This is a genomic window from Lelliottia sp. 7254-16 (assembly GCF_002922995.1).
GTDB classification, from domain to species: domain Bacteria; phylum Pseudomonadota; class Gammaproteobacteria; order Enterobacterales; family Enterobacteriaceae; genus Enterobacter; species Enterobacter jeotgali.
The window spans coordinates 73,401-90,160 of record NZ_PQVS01000019.1 but is presented as its reverse complement, the minus strand read 5'-3'; the positions used below and the strand labels follow the sequence as shown (position 1 = coordinate 90,160).

The window sequence follows — 16,760 nt, the reverse complement described above, 5'->3', positions numbered from 1 at the left end:
AGCGTTAATCAAAATTCAGTATCGCTACCAGCGCGCTTTCAGCAGGTTCGGCTGAATACCGTTAATCAAGTGGGTATTGCTGAACTGCTGCTTGATGCCCGCTTCGAATTCGTCGCGGAAATATTTAATCGCGCTTTGCAATGGCTCAACGGCACCTGGTGCGTGGGCACAGAAGGTTTTACCCGGACCGAGGAATCGACACAGTTGCTCAAGTGTTTCGATATCCCCAGGCTGGCCTTCGCCGCGCTCAATGGCGCGCAGGATCTTCACGCTCCACGGTAAACCGTCACGGCATGGCGTACACCAGCCGCAGGATTCGCGGGCGAAGAACTCTTCCAGGTTACGCACCAGCGACACCATGCCAATTTCATGGTCAACGGCCATCGCCAGCGCCGTACCCAGACGGCTGCCTGCTTTACCAATGCTTTCGAATTCCATCGGCAGGTCGAGGTGCGCTTCGGTCAGGAAGTCAGTCCCCGCGCCGCCTGGCTGCCAGGCTTTGAATTTCAGGCCATCGCGCATGCCGCCCGCGTAGTCTTCGAGGATTTCACGTGCGGTAGTCCCGAACGGCAGTTCCCACAGACCCGGATTTTTAACGCGACCGGAGAAGCCCATCAGCTTGGTGCCAGCATCTTTACTGGTCGAGATGTTCTGATACCACTCCACGCCGTTGGCGAGGATAGCCGGCACGTTACACAGGGTTTCGACGTTGTTGACACAGGTCGGTTTACCCCACACGCCGGAGCTTGCCGGGAACGGAGGCTTGGAGCGCGGGTTCGCGCGGCGGCCTTCGAGGGAGTTGATCAGTGCGGTCTCTTCACCACAGATATAACGCCCTGCCCCGGTGTGCACGAAAAGCTCAAAATCAAAACCGGTACCGAGAATATTTTTGCCCAGCAGGCCCGCTTCGGTCGCTTCCGCGATAGCACGACGCAGGTTTTCCGCTGCTTCAATGTATTCGCCGCGCAGGAAGATGTAGCCACGGTAGGCTTTCAGCGCGAACGCCGAGATCAGCATGCCTTCCACCAACAGGTGCGGCAGCTGTTCCATCAGCAGACGGTCTTTATAGGTGCCGGGCTCCATTTCATCGGCGTTACACAGCAGGTAACGGATGTTCATGGATTCGTCTTTCGGCATCAGGCTCCACTTCAAACCCGTGGAGAAACCTGCGCCGCCGCGCCCTTTCAGACCGGAATCTTTAACGGCATTAACGATTTCGTCCGGCGCCATGCCAGACAGCGCTTTACGCGCACCTTCGTAACCGTTTTTGCTCTGGTATTCGTCGAGCCATACTGGCTGTTTGTCATCGCGCAGACGCCAGGTCAGCGGATGAGTCTCAGCAGTGCGAATGACAGTTTTCATTTGTACCGCTCCAGCAGGTCAGGAATTGCTTCCGGCGTCAGATGGCTGTGAGTGTCCTCATCAATCATCATGCTCGGCCCCTTGTCGCAGTTACCCAGGCAGCAGGTTGGCAGCAGCGTGAAACGACCGTCGAAAGTCGTCTGTCCAGGCTTGATGTCGAGTTTTTTCTCGAGCGCGGCCTGGATGCCCTGATAACCGGTGATATGACACACCACGCTGTCGCAATAGCGGATCACATGACGGCCCACCGGCTGGCGGAAGATTTGGCTGTAGAATGTTGCCACCCCTTCCACGTCGCTTGCCGGGATACCCAGCACGTCGGCGATCGCGTAGATAGCGCCATCTGGAACCCAACCGCGCTGCTTCTGAACGATTTTCAGCGCTTCAATGGATGCCGCACGCGGGTCTTCGTAGTGATGCATTTCATGCTCAATTGCCGCACGTTCTGCCGCACTCAGCTCAAAAGCCTCGGTTTGTGGTTGTTGATTCTCGTGCATAATTAGCGGTCCACATCTGACATAACAAAATCGATACTACCCAGATACACAATCAGGTCGGAGACCAGACTGCCGCGAATGGCGGACGGGATCTGCTGCAGGTGCGCAAAGCTCGGCGTACGGATACGCGTACGGTAGCTCATGGTGCTGCCGTCACTGGTCAGGTAGTAACTGTTAATACCCTTGGTCGCTTCAATCATCTGGAAGGATTCCTGGGCTGGCATGACCGGGCCCCATGAAACTTGCAGGAAGTGAGTGATCAGGGTTTCGATATGTTGCAGCGTGCGCTCTTTCGGTGGCGGCGTCGTCAGCGGGTGATCCGCTTTGAACGGGCCTTCCGGCATGTTGTTGAGGCACTGCTCAAGGATGCGCAGACTCTGGCGCAGCTCTTCCACTTTCAGCATCACGCGGGTGTAGCAGTCGGATACACCGCCGCCAACCGGGATTTCAAAGTCGAAGTTTTCGTAGCCAGAATATGGACGGGCTTTACGCACGTCGAAATCAATACCGGTCGCACGCAGGCCAGCACCGGTGGTGCCCCACTCCAGCGCTTCTTTCGCGCCGTAAGCCGCAACGCCTTTGGAACGGCCAATCAGAATGGTGTTGCGCAGCGCGGCTTTCTCGTAAGAAGCCAGACGCTTCGGCATCCAGTCGAGGAATTCACGCAGCAAGCGATCCCATCCGCGCGGCAGATCGTGTGCCACACCGCCGATACGGAACCAGGCCGGGTGCATACGGAAACCGGTAATCGCTTCAACCAGATCGTAGATTTTCTGACGGTCGGTAAATGCGAAGAACACCGGCGTCATCGCCCCGACGTCCTGAATGAACGTGGAGATGTAGAGCAGATGGCTGTTGATACGGAACAGTTCAGAGAGCATGACGCGGATAACATCAACTCGTTCAGGCACTTTGATACCGGCCAGTTTCTCTACGGCCAGCACGTAAGGCATTTCGTTCACGCAGCCGCCGAGGTACTCGATACGGTCGGTGTACGGAATGTAGCTGTGCCAGGACTGGCGCTCGCCCATCTTCTCAGCACCACGGTGGTGGTAACCGACGTCAGGAACGCAGTCGACAATCTCTTCGCCATCGAGCTGAAGAATAATACGGAATGCACCGTGCGCAGACGGGTGGTTTGGACCGAGGTTGAGGAACATGAAGTCCTCGTTTTCGGTGCCACGCTTCATGCCCCAATCTTCCGGCTTGAAGGTCAGCGCTTCCATCTCCAGATCCTGTTTGGCTTTGGTCAGCTCAAACGGGTCGAATTCGGTGGCGCGTGCCGGGTAGTCTTTACGCAGCGGGTGGCCGGTCCAGGTCTGCGGCATCATGATGCGCGTCAGGTGCGGGTGACCATCGAAGGTCATACCGAACATTTCCCAGGTTTCACGCTCATACCAGTTCGCGTTCGGGAAAAGTTTGGTGATCGTCGGCAGATGCATGTCGTTTTCAGACAATGCCACCTTGAGCATGATATCCCGATTGCGGTCTATTGAGATCAGGTGGTAGAAAACGGAAAAATCCGCCGCGGGTAAACCGTGACGGTGGGTGCGTAGACGCTCATCCATGCCGTGTAAGTCAAACAGCATGACGTAAGGTTTAGGCAGTTTCTTTAAGAACTCTACTGCTTCCAGCAATTGTTCACGCTTGACCCAAACAACGGGTACCCCGGTGCGGGTGGCCTGAACAGTAAAGGCATCCGGCCCAAAACGGTTGCGCAGCTCGCCGATGACCGGGTCATCGAGATGATCCCTGGTCTGCCATGCGGCTTCTTGCGCGGTTAAGTCGGTCATATTGTTCACCATTGCAAATGGTCCGTGGTGACTGTTAAGCCTGGCTTCGCGCTATTTGTATAGTGATATGCGAAGGTTTTGCTCCAGGCCCACAGGCGCAAATTAAATTTCGTCAGGCGTACGCAGATTGGTTACTGCAATACGTTCTCCGCGTTTACGCTCGCGCTCAGACTGCATATTGGCGCGATACACGCCCTGGTCGCCAACCACCCAGGAAAGCGGACGGCGCTCTTTACCGATCGACTCCTGCAGCAGCATCAGCGCCTGCATGTAAGCTTCCGGACGCGGCGGGCAGCCAGGGATGTAAACATCCACCGGGATGAACTTATCAACGCCCTGTACGACGGAATAAATGTCGTACATACCGCCTGAGTTTGCACAAGCCCCCATGGAGATTACCCATTTCGGCTCGAGCATCTGGTCGTAAAGACGCTGAATAACGGGCGCCATTTTGGTGAAGCAGGTTCCCGCAACCACCATCAGGTCAGCCTGACGAGGTGATGCACGCAGTACCTCGGCACCAAAACGCGCAACGTCATGCACCGCAGTGAATGACGTCACCATTTCAACGTAGCAGCAAGAAAGACCAAAGTTGTATGGCCAGATGGAGTTCTTACGACCCCAGTTGACCATATCGTGCATGGCATGTTCGAGCTTGCCCATGTACACGCTTTTGTTGACTTCTTGCTCCAGGGGATCGGTTACGATCTCCTGTTTTTGCAGGGGGTAACGGTCATTCTCACCGTTAGGATCTATGCGGGTGAGCGTATAATCCATCTTATTGCCTCGCTGTTACTGCTGACGATTAGAGTTACTGTTTTCCGGATTAACCAGTTCACGGCGTGAACGCACAGGTGTCCAGTCCAGCGCGCCGATGCGCACCAGATACACCAGGCCGGCCAGTAGCACTAAAATGAAAATTGCGGCTTCGACAAAGCCAATCCATCCACTTTCGCGGATTGAAGTTGACCATGCGAACAGGTAGAGCGCTTCAACGTCGAAGATGACGAAGAACATGGCCACCAGATAGAACTTGGCGGACAGGCGTAAGCGAGCGGTACCTACCGAATCGATACCCGATTCAAATGGGGTGTTTTTGTGCCTTGCGCGGGCGCGACCGCCCAGGAACCAGCCACCGATTAACATCAGGCAGCACAGACCAATGGCAACGATTAGAAAGATTGCGAATGCCCAATGATGAGCGACGACTTCTGTGGATGTTGACATACTCATTGCTTACTCATCAAAAGTGATATCTACAGCTCTGCTCTTGCTGGCAGATGGACATCACATCGATTCATGGGGAGGAACAAATAACCTTACACCGACTGTCAGAAATGAGACATAGACAGCAAAATGATGTGGTTTTTTACTCCTTTCTATAACCTTTTGTCAACTTTAACAAAGGTTTCTTCACATTAAATCACATAGATCGATTCTCATTAACATTTCATGCCCTTTAACCCTGGTGGGTTGATGACTTTACGTCAACTGCATGCTGTTGAATCGTGTCCGTTTTGAAGTAAAAGAAATATTACCCCCCTATTTTGACAGGATTTGCTGCTGATTCCTCCCCCTAAATGGGAGTATTTTCTTGATCTGAGACACGCTTTTGTTAATCCAATCAAAAAAACGGCAACATTTTTGCTGGTTTTTTAACATGAGCGCCTCCTGCAGGGTGTTCAAACGCACAATGGCTAAAATTCAAACAAACACACGTAACCACATGAAAATAAGAATCTATTTATAATCACCTTATATTTTATGTCGCTATTTTTGCCAAAAAAAAACCACTCCGCGAAAAATTCGCTCGAGTGGTTCTTTTTTACACTTACAAATTGTTACGAGAATTTTAGGCGCTGGATCACTCAAAATCCCCTTCAACCACCAGGGAATCGCCCCCCCCTTCGGGAGTAACATTCTCGAATTGCCACGGATTGTGGTAGTTCACCATCGCTTCAAAGACGATTTTTGCCAGCTCGTTATTGCTGGACGGATTGTGACACAGCAGGTATTCCGTATCAGGCAAAACGGGCAATCCTTCAGATTTACCTAATACACGTAAATCTGGGCTCATCATCTCAACAGGACGAGCGGTGACACCAAGGCCCGCTTTAACCGCCGCACGTACCGCAGGCAACGTGGAAGCAACATAAGCCAGTCGCCACGGAATATTCGCTTCATTCAGCGCTGATAACACCATATCGCGGAACGGGCTGGGATCATCCAGCAGTACCAGCGGAATAGGTTCACCTTTTTGCAGAACATATTCAGCTGCGCAATACCAGTGCGTCGGCGACGTTCGCAACGTCAGACAATCAAATTGCCCAGGACGGTGTGCCGTGACAACGAGGTCAACTTCATGGTCTTTTAGCATATCAACCATGAACGCATTTCGTTTGACACTGATGTCCAGCGCAAGCTTCGGATAAACCGAACTGATCCGGTTTAGTAAAAACGGCAATATCGTATCAGCGGATTCATCAGATGCGCCTAACGTTAAAACGCCCTGAAGATTGCTAAACATTAATGACATACATGCTTCATCATTGAAGCGTAAAATCTTCCGTGCGTAACCCAGTAGCTGGATCCCGTGCTCAGTTAAGAGCTTATTACGACCGTGGCGCGCAAAGAGTTCTTTGCCCACCAGTTGTTCCAGTCGCTGCATTTGTTGACTGACTGCCGATTGGGTACGGCAGACAGCGGCTGCAGCGGCAGCAAAGGTATTGAGATCAGCGACCGCAACAAACGTTCTCAGCAGATCGAGGTCGAGATTCATTATCGGACGATTTGCATTTATCATATCTATTCACTTACAAGTTGCTCGTGCGGAGCTGCCCGACCGGCAGACTACATGACAGATAGTTATTGGCTGGTGTATAGCAGAAGTCAGAAACAACGTTCCATGACGATAATTTTATTCTCTTAAATGTTCAGGATATTTTGAGGTTTTACTGATTTAGGTAAATTCCATTAAAGAACTTACAAATCACTACCCTCTTTTCCCGCAACATGGGCACAGCAGTAAAGGCTTGCCTATCCAGTATAGTAGAGATAATTCTAACAATAACAATCAACTAATTCAGAAAAAGCAGCGTGAATTACACAGCAATGTAAACATTTCCCTCTTTTCCTGAGACAACATCTTAACCCAAATCCACTTTATTTATAAGTATTATTACACCATTCCTGATTAATCGATGTTGATTAATGGCTAAACTAATTTTATTAAAATTAACGAAAGTTAAGATTTACGCACCATTAATAAATAAAAATTAATTTAGAATAGGTTTATCCATTAATAATGCTTAACATTATTTTCACACGCGTAACCTTAAGCAAAATCAGACATTCACCAAAGATATTAAGAAGCATTCCGGTTTTACGAAAGATACCAGATGAAATCATTGCAATATCATCGTTTCTCGCGCGCAGCCTCTGATTTTATCAGGGTAAAATACAACAAATCTATCAACAAACAAAATAATAAACTGCCAAAGATGACTATCACGGCGCTATTGACGACAAAATAAGCTCATCTCCAGACAAATAGATTACCTCTCGTTTTCGCATTCCGGCAAAATCTTCTTCTGTACACCCTTCAAAACACCGCGCGGTGGGAGTACATTGTTCCGTGCTGACTTCCACGGCAGGGAGTGGCAATAACAGCTAAAAGGTCAACGATTCATGTCCCCAATCGAAAAATCCAGCAAATTAGATAACGTCTGTTACGACATCCGCGGTCCGGTTCTCAAAGAGGCAAAACGCCTGGAAGAGGAAGGCAATAAGGTCCTGAAACTCAACATTGGTAACCCTGCGCCATTTGGCTTTGACGCGCCGGATGAGATCCTGGTTGATGTGATCCGTAACTTGCCCACTGCGCAAGGCTACTGTGATTCAAAAGGTCTTTATTCCGCCCGTAAAGCCATCATGCAGCATTACCAGGCCCGTGGGATGCGCGATGTCACCGTTGAAGATATCTATATCGGCAACGGCGTTTCCGAACTGATCGTGCAGGCCATGCAGGCTTTGCTGAACAGCGGTGACGAGATGCTGGTACCTGCGCCGGACTATCCGCTGTGGACTGCCGCCGTATCCCTTTCCAGCGGCAAAGCGGTGCACTACCTGTGCGACGAATCGGCTGACTGGTTCCCTGATCTTGACGATATCCGTGCGAAAATTACCCCACGTACGCGCGGCATCGTCATTATCAACCCGAACAACCCAACGGGTGCGGTGTATTCCAAAGAGCTGTTAATGGAGATCGTCGAGATCGCCCGTCAGCACAACCTGATCATCTTTGCCGATGAGATTTACGACAAGATCCTCTACGACGCCGCACAGCATCACTCTATCGCCACGTTGGCCCCGGATCTGCTGACCGTGACCTTTAACGGCTTGTCGAAAACCTACCGCGTGGCCGGGTTCCGTCAGGGCTGGATGGTGCTGAATGGCCCGAAAAAACACGCCAAAGGCTACATCGAAGGGCTGGAAATGCTCGCGTCAATGCGCCTGTGCGCCAACGTTCCGGCACAGCATGCCATTCAGACTGCGCTCGGCGGCTACCAGAGCATCAGCGAATTTATCGTGCCGGGCGGTCGCCTGTACGAGCAGCGTAACCGCGCGTGGGAACTGATTAACGATATTCCTGGCGTCTCCTGCGTGAAACCTAACGGCGCGCTCTATATGTTCCCGAAAATTGACGCTAAACGTTTCAATATTCACGATGACCAGAAAATGGTGCTGGATTTCCTGTTGCAGGAAAAAGTGCTACTGGTTCAGGGAACCGCGTTTAACTGGCCGTGGCCAGACCACGTGCGTATCGTCACTCTGCCGCGCGAGGATGATCTGGAAATGGCGATTAGCCGGTTCGGACGATTCCTCTCCGGTTATCATCAGTAATCCTCCATCAGGCTGCCATCGGCAGCCTGATTTGCATCTTGCCTCCCCTCGCCGCACAATGAAAGCTGTCGCAGTGCAAGACAAAAGGTATTCTATGAGTCAAAGTCATTTCTTCGCCCACCTCTCCCGCCTGAAACTCATTAACCGCTGGCCGCTGATGCGCAACGTGCGCACCGAAAACGTGTCGGAACACAGTTTGCAGGTGGCGATGGTTGCTCACGCCCTGGCCGCGATCAAAAACCGTAAATTCAACGGGCAGGTTAATCCTGAACGTATCGCCCTGCTGGCGATGTACCACGACGCTTCTGAAGTCCTGACCGGGGATTTACCGACACCGGTGAAATATTTCAACTCGCAGATTGCGCAGGAATATAAGGCTATTGAGAAGATAGCCCAACAGAAGCTGGTCGATATGGTGCCGGAAGAGCTGCGGGATATTTTTGCCCCACTGATTGATGAACATCAGTGCAGTGAAGAGGAAAGATTGCTGGTGAAACAGGCGGATGCCCTGTGCGCTTATCTTAAATGTCTGGAAGAGCTGTCTGCCGGAAATAACGAGTTTCTGCTGGCGAAAACGCGGCTGGAAAAAACCCTGGAGCAGCGCCGTAGCGCAGAGATGGATTACTTCATGGAGGTGTTTGTCCCAAGCTTCCATCTGTCGCTGGACGAGATTAGCCAGGATTCACCGCTTTAATCATCTGTTGTGCCCGGCGGCGCTACGCTTGCACGGGCCTACAAAACACCCAAATGTAGGCCGGGTAAGGCGCAGCCGCCACCCGGCACACCGATGTCAAAACGGGAACAGCACCGGAATTAACACTACGCATACCAGCATCACCAGAATCGTGAACGGCACGCCAAGCTTCACGAAATCGCTGAATTTATAGTTCCCCGGCCCCAGCACCAGCGTATTCACCGGTGAAGATACTGGCGTCATAAACGCCGCCGATGCAGCCATCGCCACCATCATGGCAAACGGATACGGTGAGACGCCCATCGATTTTGCCATCGCCAGTGCTATCGGCGCCATTAGCACCGCCGTCGCGGTATTGGAAATAAACAGTCCGATACTCGCGCACATCACAAACAGACAAATCAGCATCATGTAGGGACCATAGCCCCCGCCGACGTCCATCAGCCCTTTCACGACCAAATCCACACCGCCGGTTTTTTGCAGTGCCAGCGCGAAAGGCATCATCCCGACGATCAGAATAATGCTTGGCCAGTGAATGGCTTTATAAGCACTTTCCGCGTCGATACAGCGGAATTTACCCATTAGCAAGCAGGCAATAATGGCCGCTATCGGGTTGGGAATTTCATCGGTGAGCATCAGCGCGACCATCAGCACCAGACAGAAAATAGCGTGTGGAGCCTGGCTGTGAGCGGGTGATGCGTCACTCTCTTCAATGGGCATATTTAGCACCACAAAATCGCGCCCTTTTTGCCCGAGCTGGCTGATAAGCTTCCAGTTGCCGACCACCAGGAAGATATCACCCAATTGCAGCGGCTCATCCACCACCGCCCCTTCCATCGCGACACCGTCGCGCTTCAGCCCGACAACGTTCAGACCGTAACGAGTTCGAAAGCCGATTTCGCGAACGGTTTTGCCCAGCAGTTCAGATTCAGGAATCAGCGAGACTTCCGCCATCCCCACGTCCAATGCCTGGTCAGAGAAATATTCACCGCGCAGCACCATCGGCTCAAGCAGCTGTTCCGTGCAAAACTCGCGCAAATCGACCTCCGCCGTCGACATGTCGATCAGCAAGACGTCGCGGGCACGGAATTCTGATACGCCGTTCACGTTGACAATGACCCGACGGAACCGCCGCCAGCGCTCAACCCCAATGATATTCGCGCCGTAGCGCTCACGCAGTTTGAGATCGTCAAGACGCTGACCAATCAGCGGTGAACCGGGCCGGATTGCCAGACGACGCGCGCGTCCGGTGAGGCGATACTCTTTGATCAGATCGCGGAAAGTGCGACGACGCCAGCCATCGCCTTTTTTGTGTTGTGTATCGCCCTTCAGCGCAAAGCGGGTCAGCAGCATGTAAACCACGCCAAGCACCAGCACCACCAGTCCAATTGGCGTTACGCTGAAAAAGCTAAATCCGGCGTAGCCTTCACGCAGCAGTTCACTGTTGACCACCAGGTTCGGCGGCGTGGCGACGAGAGTCATCATACCACTGATTAGCCCGGCAAAACTGAGTGGCATCATCAGGCGCGAAGGCGATATTTCCATACGCATCGAGACGCTTAATACCACCGGAATAAAGATCGCGACCACGCCGGTCGAGCTCATGAATGCACCAAGTCCGGCGACCGTCACCATGAGATAAACAAGCATTTTGGTTTCGCTGCTGCCCGCCACTTTTACCAGCCATGCCCCCATCACCGTGGCAACGCCGGTACGTACCAGCCCATCACCGATGATAAACAGCGCGGCAATCAAAATAACGTTGGGATCGCTAAAACCAGAAAAAGCTTCGGGAAGGGTCAAGGTACCGCTGAGGACAAATGCGACGATCACCAGCAAAGCAACGGCGTCCATGCGCACTTTGCCAGTTGCAAAGAGAATGATGGCGATAGCAAGCAGGCTGAGCACCCAAATCAGTTCACCGTTCACAACATATCCTTGTCAGGGAAAGGGAAGGAAATTTTGCCATAAAAAAGCCCCAACAATGTGGGGCTAAATCATGGGATTACATTTTCAGGGAGACAGTTACATTTCCGTCTGACGCTTTATGAACCGCAAACGAAGCAAGCGACGTGAGCACAAAGTCCACCTCATCAAGCCGGGGCGAACCGGCCGGAACATTCACGGCAATCACATGACTTCCGGCGTTAAGTCCTGCCAGAACGCCTGCAGCGGCGTCTTCCACCACCACGCAATCGGCCGGAGGAATACCCAGCAGTTCTGCGCCCAATAAGAAGGCATCTGGTTCCGGTTTGCCACGCTTCACACGCTCTGCGGTGACAAACACTTCAGGCGTCGGCAGGCCTGCCGCCTTGTGGCGTGCGTGGGCAACAGGAATCGAACCCGAGGTCACGATAGCCCAGGGGATCTGCATTTCATCAAGATGCTGGAGCAGCTCAAGCGCGCCCGGGAGCGCCGCAATACCTTCAACATCTGTCGCTTCGATCTGCTCCAGATACTTGAACTCCGCCTGAACCTCTTCTTCGCTTCTGCCCGGTAAGAAGTGTCGTAACGACGTAATGGCCTGTTTGCCGTGGATGAAATTCAATACTTCCTGATGGTCAATGCCATGCCTGTCGGCCCAATGGCACCACGAGCGCTCGACGACCGGCAGCGAATCCACCAGCGTACCGTCCAGATCAAACAGAAAACCTTTACACTGCACATTCACCCCCTCAGGCATTAATAATTTGCTGAATCTCATTGCTGCTTAAATGGTACTGACGCGGGCAAGCATGCCACGCGCTTAACATACGCTGATATTTTTCCCACATCGGCGTCTGAGAATTGAAGCCATGCGTACCGGCGTCGAAATGGGTATAACGCCCTTCGGTGTTGACCATGAAGCGCACGTAGCTCAGGTAACGCGATTCGGTCGCCACATCAAAGCCCAGGAACGTCACGCGGCGTTCATCAATTGTTTGAGCATCTTTGAGATTGGTCCAGGAAACATGCAGCGCGTGGTACATCTCCATGATGTCGATGACGGTGCGGCACGTCTCTTCTTTCAGTTCACCAAATTCGCGGTCCAGTTCGCGCATCTGCAAGCCAAAACCACGTTCAACGATAGTCTGTAAGCGGCGATAGCGCTCAGCGTTGTCGGGATCAAGCATAGTCATCATCTTGTACTGATTGGACAAAATCAGACGTTGAGCGTTGGTCATTTCCATCTTTCGACTCCTGTTGCGCGTTGCACTAAAAAAAAAGACACGGTAACTGATTGTTACTGTGCCTTCTTTTCGTGACCGTTTCGATGATCAATCACAAGTCATCGAGGAATGTTTTATCAAGTTGCTTGAAAGCGCGCTTGAGCGTATCCGCTAACGCCTGGTAATCCGGTTTGCCTTCCACCGGGGCCAGCGCCTGCCCTGCTTCCTGAAGTTTCCCGCGCACTTCATAAAACCAGTGTAAAATAGTAGGTGGCAGCGGCGTGACTGAACGTTTGCCCAGCCACCACAGCCCTTGCATCGGCAACGTAAGCGCAAACAGCGCCGTCGCCACGGCCGGGCCGAGTTGACCGCCCAGCGCAATCTGCCAGCAAAGCGTAAACACAGCGATCGGCGGCATAAAGCGAATCGCATAACGGGTAATGCGAATCACGCGATTATCGATAAACACTGGCGCAAGGCGCTTTTCCAGAGGCCACGTCTTTGCGTAGAGCTGGCCCCGACGAAACAGACTAAAGAAGCTCACGGAGGGGTTTTCTGGTGTCGACATGGCTGTACCTCAACTTCACATATAAAAATTAAAATTTTCGTGCAAATCCACAACAAGCCATGACAACGTTCAAAATATTTTGTCATCGCTACCCAGTATCGGGTATTCTGTGCCAGCCTGATTGGGCCTTAGACGAGAATCGTTAACTCGTCAAATTATCGCATATTATGCCATTGTCTGAAAATCGTTCAAAATGGCATAGCATCATATGGATTTCTTTCATCATGCCAGAAAGTTGGTTTGGCATGATGTTAATCATAAATGTCTGGGTCATCTTGCGCTACGCTACGAGACTCACTGACGTTTTTTTAGCCACGTATCAATTATAGGTACTTCCATGTCGAGTAAGTTAGTACTGGTTCTGAACTGCGGTAGCTCCTCACTGAAATTCGCCATCATCGATGCGCTCAACGGTGAAGAATACCTCTCTGGTTTGGCCGAATGTTTCCATCTTCCTGAAGCACGCCTTAAGTGGAAAATGGACGGCAGCAAACAAGAAGCGGCTTTAGGTGCAGGCGCCGCTCACAGTGAAGCGCTGAACTTTATCGTTAACACTATTCTGGCACAAAAACCAGAACTGTCTGCTCAGCTGACGGCAATCGGTCACCGTGTTGTTCACGGCGGCGAGAAGTACACCGGTTCTGTCGTTATCGACGAATCTGTGATTCAGGGTATCAAAGACGCAGCCTCTTTTGCACCGCTGCACAACCCTGCACACCTGATCGGTATCGCAGAAGCCCTGAAATCCTTCCCGAATCTGAAAGACAAAAACGTGGCTGTGTTCGACACTGCGTTCCATCAGACCATGCCGGAAGAATCTTACCTCTACGCCCTGCCGTACAGCCTGTACAAAGAACACGGTGTACGTCGCTACGGCGCACACGGCACCAGCCACTTCTATGTGACTCAGGAAGCGGCCAAGGTTCTGAACAAACCAGTTGAAGAGCTGAACATCATCACTTGCCACCTGGGCAACGGTGGTTCTGTTTCTGCTATCCGCAACGGCGAATGTGTTGATACTTCTATGGGTCTGACCCCGCTGGAAGGCCTGGTGATGGGTACTCGTTCCGGTGACATCGACCCGGCGATCATCTTCCACCTGCACGACACCCTGGGCATGAGCGTTGATGCTATCAACAAAATGCTGACCAAAGAGTCTGGCCTGCTGGGTCTGACCGAAGTCACCAGCGACTGCCGTTATGTTGAAGACAACTACACCACCAAAGCTGACGCTAAACGTGCAATGGACGTTTATTGCCACCGTCTGGCGAAATACATCGGTTCTTACACTGCACTGATGGATGGTCGTCTGGACGCGGTTATCTTCACCGGTGGTATCGGTGAGAACGCGGCAATGGTTCGTGAACTGTCCCTGGGCAAACTGGGCGTTCTGGGCTTCGACGTTGATCACGAGCGTAACCTGGCTGCCCGTTTCGGCAAGTCTGGCTTCATCAACAAAGAAGGCACCCGCCCGGCTCTGGTTATCCCAACCAACGAAGAGCTGGTCATCGCGCAAGACGCGAACCGTCTGACTGCCTGATACCACACCGCCAGCCTAGCTGGCGGTGCTGTTTTGTACCCCGCCCGATGCGGCGGTAACCAAAAGAGGATAAACCGTGTCCCGTACTATTATGCTGATCCCTACCGGAACCAGCGTCGGCCTGACCAGCGTCAGCCTTGGCGTTATCCGTGCTATGGAACGCAAAGGCGTTCGCCTGAGCGTCTTTAAGCCTATCGCCCAGCCTCGTGCCGGTGGCGATGCGCCAGACCAGACCACTGCCATCGTGCGTGCTAATTCCGGTCTGCCAGCGGCTGAACCGCTGAAAATGAGCCACGTTGAATCTCTGCTCTCCAGCAATCAGTCCGATGTGCTGATGGAAGAGATCATTGCCAATTTCCACGCGAATGCGCAAGACGCAGAAGTGGTGCTGGTTGAAGGCCTGGTTCCGACGCGCAAACATCAGTTTGCTCAGTCCCTGAACTTCGAAATCGCCAAAACCCTGAACGCAGAAATCGTGTTCGTGATGTCCCAGGGTACCGATACCCCGGAACAGCTGAACGAGCGTATTGAGCTGACCCGCAGCAGCTTCGGCGGCACGAAAAACACCAACATCACCGGCGTTATCGTTAACAAACTGAACGCACCGGTAGATGAGCAAGGCCGTACTCGCCCTGACCTGTCCGAAATTTTCGACGATTCTTCCAAAGCGAAAATCGTGAAAGTGGACCCAGCTCAGCTGAGCGCAAGCAGCCCGCTGCCAGTTCTGGGCGCAGTGCCGTGGAGCTTTGACCTGATCGCCACCCGTGCGATCGACATGGCGCGTCACCTGAATGCGACCGTGGTTAACGAAGGCGACATCAATACCCGCCGCGTGAAATCAGTGACCTTCTGTGCGCGCAGCATTCCGCACATGCTGGAACATTTCCGCGCAGGCTCTCTGCTGGTGACTTCTGCTGACCGTCCTGACGTGCTGGTTGCAGCGTGTCTGGCCGCGATGAACGGCGTTGAAATCGGTGCGATCCTGCTGACTGGCGCATATGAAATGGACGCTCGCGTCAGCAAGCTGTGCGAACGTGCTTTCGCGACTGGCCTGCCGGTCTTCATGGTGAACACCAACACCTGGCAGACCTCTCTGAGCCTGCAAAGCTTCAACCTGGAAGTGCCGGTTGATGACCATGAACGTATCGAGAAAGTTCAGGAATACGTTGCAAGCTACATTAACGCTGACTGGGTTGAGTCTCTGACCGCAACCTCCGAGCGCAGCCGTCGTCTGTCTCCGCCAGCCTTCCGCTACCAGCTGACTGAGCTGGCGCGTAAAGCCGGTAAACGCGTGGTTCTGCCAGAAGGCGACGAACCGCGTACCGTTAAAGCAGCCGCAATTTGTGCAGAGCGCGGAATCGCGACCTGTGTGCTGCTCGGTAATCCAGATGAAATCACCCGCGTTGCGGCGTCTCAGGGCGTTGAACTGGGTTCAGGTATCGAAATCGTGGATCCAGAAGTGGTTCGCGAGAGCTATGTTGCGCGTCTGGTTGAGCTGCGTAAGAGCAAAGGCATGACCGAAGCCGTTGCCCGCGAACAGCTGGAAGACAACGTGGTTCTGGGTACCCTGATGCTGGAGCAGGACGAAGTTGACGGTCTGGTTTCTGGTGCTGTTCACACCACCGCGAACACCATCCGTCCACCGCTGCAGCTGATCAAAACCGCACCGGGCAGTTCTCTGGTGTCTTCCGTGTTCTTCATGCTGCTGCCAGAACAGGTTTACGTTTACGGCGACTGTGCGATTAACCCAGACCCAACCGCTGAACAGCTGGCTGAGATTGCTATCCAGTCTGCGGATTCCGCGATTGCCTTTGGTATCGAACCGCGCGTGGCGATGCTTTCCTACTCCACCGGCAACTCTGGTGCAGGTAGCGACGTAGAGAAAGTACGTGAAGCAACTCGTCTGGCTCAGGAAAAACGTCCTGACCTGATGATCGACGGTCCACTGCAGTACGATGCCGCTGTTATGGCTGACGTTGCAAAATCTAAAGCACCGAACTCTCCGGTTGCAGGTCGCGCGACCGTGTTCATCTTCCCAGATCTGAACACCGGTAACACCACCTACAAAGCGGTACAACGTTCTGCTGACCTGATCTCCATCGGGCCAATGCTGCAAGGTATGCGCAAGCCGGTGAACGACCTGTCCCGTGGCGCGCTGGTTGACGATATCGTCTACACCATCGCTCTGACCGCGATTCAGTCTTCACAGCAACAAGCGTAAGGCTAAAAAGCCCGGTGGCGCTTACGCTTACCGG

The 16,760-nt window shown here is 52.8% G+C and carries 14 protein-coding genes; 4 read left to right on the top strand and 10 right to left on the bottom strand.

What is annotated here, in order from left to right; translation table 11 throughout:
* Positions 1–24 precede the first annotated feature (24 nt).
* The 6 genes from nuoF to lrhA form a co-directional block, all read right to left on the bottom strand.
* The gene (nuoF, locus tag C3708_RS20475) at positions 25–1,362 is read right to left on the bottom strand and encodes an NADH-quinone oxidoreductase subunit NuoF (protein ID WP_095282748.1); all 1,338 of its coding nucleotides are present in this window, start codon (positions 1,360–1,362) and stop codon (positions 25–27) included.
* Positions 1,359–1,859: an NADH-quinone oxidoreductase subunit NuoE gene (gene nuoE, locus C3708_RS20470; RefSeq protein ID WP_095282749.1), complete on the bottom strand. Its 501-nt coding sequence runs from the start codon at positions 1,857–1,859 to the stop codon at positions 1,359–1,361. The genes nuoF and nuoE overlap by 4 nt, the downstream gene beginning before the upstream one ends.
* A 2-nt stretch (positions 1,860–1,861) precedes the next feature.
* A complete protein-coding gene (gene nuoC, locus C3708_RS20465) occupies positions 1,862–3,664 on the bottom strand; it encodes an NADH-quinone oxidoreductase subunit C/D (protein ID WP_095282750.1) in 1,803 nt (600 codons plus the stop codon).
* A gap of 90 nt (positions 3,665–3,754) precedes the next feature.
* Positions 3,755–4,429, bottom strand: coding sequence for an NADH-quinone oxidoreductase subunit NuoB (nuoB, locus tag C3708_RS20460; protein WP_003861482.1), 675 nt, complete (start codon positions 4,427–4,429; stop codon positions 3,755–3,757).
* Positions 4,430–4,444: 15 nt separating this feature from the next.
* On the bottom strand, positions 4,445–4,885 hold the full coding sequence (gene nuoA / locus C3708_RS20455; RefSeq protein WP_095282751.1) for an NADH-quinone oxidoreductase subunit NuoA: 441 nt from the start codon (positions 4,883–4,885) through the stop codon (positions 4,445–4,447).
* A gap of 631 nt (positions 4,886–5,516) precedes the next feature.
* On the bottom strand, positions 5,517–6,455 hold the full coding sequence (lrhA, locus tag C3708_RS20450) for a transcriptional regulator LrhA (RefSeq protein WP_103947223.1): 939 nt from the start codon (positions 6,453–6,455) through the stop codon (positions 5,517–5,519).
* An 884-nt stretch (positions 6,456–7,339) separates the two neighbouring features.
* Between lrhA and alaA the strand changes: the two genes are divergently transcribed.
* Positions 7,340–8,554, top strand: coding sequence for an alanine transaminase AlaA (gene alaA, locus C3708_RS20445; RefSeq protein WP_095282753.1), 1,215 nt, complete (start codon positions 7,340–7,342; stop codon positions 8,552–8,554).
* 94 nt (positions 8,555–8,648) lie between these two features.
* The gene (gene yfbR, locus C3708_RS20440; RefSeq protein WP_095282754.1) at positions 8,649–9,248 is read left to right on the top strand and encodes a 5'-deoxynucleotidase; all 600 of its coding nucleotides are present in this window, start codon (positions 8,649–8,651) and stop codon (positions 9,246–9,248) included.
* Positions 9,249–9,344: 96 nt separating this feature from the next.
* Here the strand turns inward: yfbR and C3708_RS20435 are convergent, their stop codons facing one another.
* The 4 genes from C3708_RS20435 to yfbV form a co-directional block, all read right to left on the bottom strand.
* Positions 9,345–11,177, bottom strand: a complete 1,833-nt coding sequence (locus tag C3708_RS20435; protein ID WP_103950086.1) for an SLC13 family permease — start codon at positions 11,175–11,177, stop codon at positions 9,345–9,347.
* A gap of 76 nt (positions 11,178–11,253) precedes the next feature.
* A complete protein-coding gene (locus C3708_RS20430; protein ID WP_103950101.1) occupies positions 11,254–11,913 on the bottom strand; it encodes a sugar phosphatase in 660 nt (219 codons plus the stop codon).
* A 10-nt stretch (positions 11,914–11,923) separates the two neighbouring features.
* Positions 11,924–12,418: a YfbU family protein gene (locus tag C3708_RS20425; RefSeq protein ID WP_095282756.1), complete on the bottom strand. Its 495-nt coding sequence runs from the start codon at positions 12,416–12,418 to the stop codon at positions 11,924–11,926.
* Positions 12,419–12,509: 91 nt separating this feature from the next.
* Positions 12,510–12,965 carry a terminus macrodomain insulation protein YfbV gene (gene yfbV, locus C3708_RS20420; protein ID WP_095282757.1) on the bottom strand — a complete coding sequence of 152 codons (456 nt, stop codon included), beginning with the start codon at positions 12,963–12,965 and terminating at the stop codon, positions 12,510–12,512.
* Positions 12,966–13,302: 337 nt separating this feature from the next.
* On the opposite strand from yfbV, the gene ackA reads away from it, so the two are divergent.
* Together ackA and pta are read left to right on the top strand one after the other, a co-directional pair.
* On the top strand, positions 13,303–14,505 hold the full coding sequence (gene ackA / locus C3708_RS20415; RefSeq protein WP_095282758.1) for an acetate kinase: 1,203 nt from the start codon (positions 13,303–13,305) through the stop codon (positions 14,503–14,505).
* A 76-nt stretch (positions 14,506–14,581) separates the two neighbouring features.
* The gene (gene pta, locus C3708_RS20410) at positions 14,582–16,726 is read left to right on the top strand and encodes a phosphate acetyltransferase (protein WP_095282759.1); all 2,145 of its coding nucleotides are present in this window, start codon (positions 14,582–14,584) and stop codon (positions 16,724–16,726) included.
* Positions 16,727–16,760: the final 34 nt, after the last annotated feature.